The sequence below is a fragment of the Micromonospora echinofusca genome, assembly GCF_017614955.1.
GTDB lineage: Bacteria > Actinomycetota > Actinomycetes > Mycobacteriales > Micromonosporaceae > Micromonospora > Micromonospora echinofusca_A.
This window is the reverse complement of sequence record NZ_WVUH01000537.1, coordinates 1-3159: the sequence shown is the minus strand read 5'-3', so window position 1 is coordinate 3159 and position 3159 is coordinate 1. Positions and strand designations below refer to the sequence as shown.

General features: G+C 73.2%; 3 protein-coding genes. All 3 read left to right on the top strand.

Annotated features, from left to right (window positions below):
* Positions 1–66 precede the first annotated feature (66 nt).
* The 3 genes from GSF22_RS32335 to GSF22_RS32325 all read left to right on the top strand — a co-directional run bounded on the left by GSF22_RS32335 (position 67) and on the right by GSF22_RS32325 (position 3080).
* Complete coding sequence (locus GSF22_RS32335; RefSeq protein ID WP_208817705.1) at positions 67–1620, top strand: APC family permease; 1554 nt, start codon at positions 67–69, stop codon at positions 1618–1620.
* Positions 1617–2231, top strand: a complete 615-nt coding sequence (locus GSF22_RS32330) for a GNAT family N-acetyltransferase (protein WP_307804501.1) — start codon at positions 1617–1619, stop codon at positions 2229–2231. Before GSF22_RS32335 ends, GSF22_RS32330 begins: the two co-directional genes overlap by 4 nt.
* A gap of 117 nt (positions 2232–2348) precedes the next feature.
* Entirely contained in the window at positions 2349–3080 is a 732-nt protein-coding gene (locus tag GSF22_RS32325) for a class I SAM-dependent methyltransferase (RefSeq protein ID WP_208817704.1), read from the top strand.
* Positions 3081–3159: the final 79 nt, after the last annotated feature.

The following is a 3159-nucleotide window of genomic DNA, read 5'->3' as shown; positions in this document are numbered from 1 at the left end:
GGTCCCACCCCGTCCGGCAGGGCTGCCGCTGTCCGGTCCGCCTCTCACCCCCCTCGGAGCAGCCTGATGACAACCCCCGCGCCGACACCGACCCGCACGCCCCCGGCCGGGTACCGCCGGCCGAGCAACGTCTCCTCGACCCTGGCGAAGGGCCGGCTCGGCGTACCGTCGGTGATCTTCTTCGTGCTCTCCGCCGCCGCACCGCTCACCGTGGTGGCCGGCGTCGTCACCACCGCGTACGCGGTCACCGGCATCACCGGCATCCCGTTGGCGTTCCTGGTGGTCGCGGCCGTGCTGGCCTTCTTCAGCATCGGGTACGTCGCGATGGCCCGCCGGGTGGCCAACGCCGGAGCCTTCTACGCGTACATCAGTCAGGGGCTCGGCCGCCCGGCCGGGGTCGGTGCCGCCTGGGTGGCACTGATCGCCTACAACCTGCTCCAGGTCGGCCTCTACGGTGCGGTCGGCGCCGCCGCCAGCCCGGTCCTCAGCCGCCTGACCGGCACCGAACCCGCCTGGTGGGTCGTGGCACTGTGCGCCTGGGCGCTGGTCGCCGTGCTCGGGCTGCTCCGGGTGGACATCAACGGCCTGGTCCTCGCGGTCCTGCTGATCGGTGAGATCCTGGTGATCCTGGTCTTCGACGCCGGGCAACTGCTCCACCCGGCGGGCGGGACGGTCACCTTCGCCACCCTCAGCCCGGAGAACCTCCTCGTCCCCGGGGCCGGGGCACTGCTGGTCACCGCGATGACCGGGTTCGTCGGCTTCGAGTCGGCGGTGGTCTTCAGCGAGGAGAGCAAGGACCCGCAGCGGACGGTACCGAGGGCCACCTACCTCTCGGTCGCGATCATCGCGGTGCTCTACGCGCTCTCCGCGTGGACGATGACGGTGGCGGCCGGGGCGGACCGGATCGCCGACGTCGCCCGGGCCCAGAGTGTGGAACTCATCTTCACCTTCGCCGGCAACCACCTCGGGCCGACCGCCGTCACCATCGGCCAGGCGCTCTTCCTGACCTCCCTGCTGGCCGCGATGATCTCGTTCCACAACACCACCTCCCGGTACGCCTTCGCGCTCGGCCGGGAGCGGGTACTGCCCGCCGTGTTCGGCCGGACCGCCCCCCGGACCGGCGCCCCCCGCACGGCCTCCGTCGCGCAGAGCACCCTCGGTCTGGGCGTCATCACCCTGTACGCCGTCGCCGGCTGGGACCCGATCGTCCAGCTCTTCTACTGGGCGGGCGCCGCCGGGGCCTTCGGGGTACTGCTGCTGATCACCAGCACCTCCCTGGCGGTCATCGTCTTCTTCGCCCGCCGACCGGACGGGGAGAACGTCTGGCGGCGGATCGTCGCCCCGGCCGTGGCCGCCGCCGCACTGGTCACCGTGGTGACCATCGCGGTGGCGAACTTCGCCACCCTGCTCGGGGTCGCGCCGGACGACCCGCTGCGCTGGATCGTTCCCGGTACCTTCCCGCTCGCCGCGCTGCTCGGCGCGCTCTGGGGGACCGTGCTGCGGCGCCGCCGTCCGGACGTGTACGCCCGGATCGGGCTCGGCGCGGAGAGTCCGATCGCCGCGATCACCCCGCCGGCGACCGGCCCGTACGCCCCGGCGGGGCAGGGGGGAGCCCGGTGAGCCCCCGGACCGGAGGCGGCCACCCGGTGGGGCCACGGATCGAACGGGTCGGCCCGGACGAGGCACGCGGCGTCGCCGAACTGATCGCCACCGCCTTCGCGCCGCTCGCTGCGGTGGCCTGGCTGGTACCCGAGGAGTCCCGGCGCGCGGACGTGATGGCCGGCAACTTCGAGATCCTGGCCGGGCACGCGCTGCGGCACGGACTGGTGTACGCCACCGCCGACCGGGCGGCCGTGTCCGTCTGGCTGCCCCAGACCGGGGAGCCGGTCGCGCCGCCGGAGGACTACGACCGGCGGCTCGAAGCGGCCTGTGGCGGGTACACACCCCGGTTCCGGGTGCTCGACGAGCTGTTCGAGGCGAACCACCCGCAGGACCCCCACCACCATCTGGCCTTCCTGGCGGTCGCCCCGCACCGCCAGGGCACCGGTCTGGGTACCGCGCTGCTCGACCACCATCACCGCTGGCTCGACGCGCACGGCGTACCGGCCTACCTGGAGGCGAGCAGCGAACAGAGCCGGGATCTCTACGCCCGGCACGGGTACCTGCCCCGGGAGCCGTTCCGGCTGCCGGACGGTACGCCGTTCCACCCGATGTGGCGGGAACCCCGGTAACTGAGCGCCGGGTGTTGGGAAGGGCCCCTTCCTCTACCGAAAGCGATAAGAAGGGGCCCTTCCTAACACTCGACAGATCGCATTGACGGGCGTGCCGGCCTGGGGTGTGGTGGGACCATGGCACTCATCGCCTACGACGACGAGAACGCTGCGGCGTACGCGGCGAACCGGTACCTGTCCCGGGGCGGCCTGCCGCACTGGCGGGCTGCGATCGAGCGGCACCTGGCGCCGCGACCGGGACTGCGGGTGCTCGACCTGGGGGCCGGTACCGGCCTGTGGGCCCGGGCCTTCGTCGACTGGTACGGCGTCGAGGTGGTGGCGGTCGAGCCGTCCGCACCGATGCGGTCCTTCTCGACGTACCCGGCCACCGTGGCCGGTGACGCGGACGCGTTGCCGTTCGCGGCGGAGACCCTGGACGCGGCCTGGCTCTCCAGCGTGGTGCAGCATCTGCCGGACCTGGCGTCGGCCGCCGCCGAGCTGCGTCGGGTGCTCCGTCCCGGGGCCCCGGTCCTGATCCGCTCGGTCTTCCCCGGCCGGGCGGCGGAGGTGACCCTGTTCCGGTACTTCCCGGCGGCGTTGCGGGTGGTGGAGGAGCGCTTCCCCAGCGTCGAGCAGGTCTGTGCGGCCTTTGCCGAGGTCGGCTTCAAGCAGGTGGAGCTGGAGCCGGTCCGGCAGGTGATCGCCCCGAACCTGCGGGTCGTCGCGGCCGGGCTGCGCCGGCAGGCGCACTCACCGCTGCTGTTGATCTCCGACGACGAGTACCGGGAGGGGTTGGACCGGATGTGGCAGGCGACCCGGGCCCACCGTGGCCCGGTGGTGGAGTCCCTCGACCTGCTCGTGCTGCGCTGACCTGCGGGAGCAGCGTCGCGGGATGACCGGCACGGGGCGTGTGGCGTCGCGCGCGGGATGACCGGCACGGGGCGTGCGC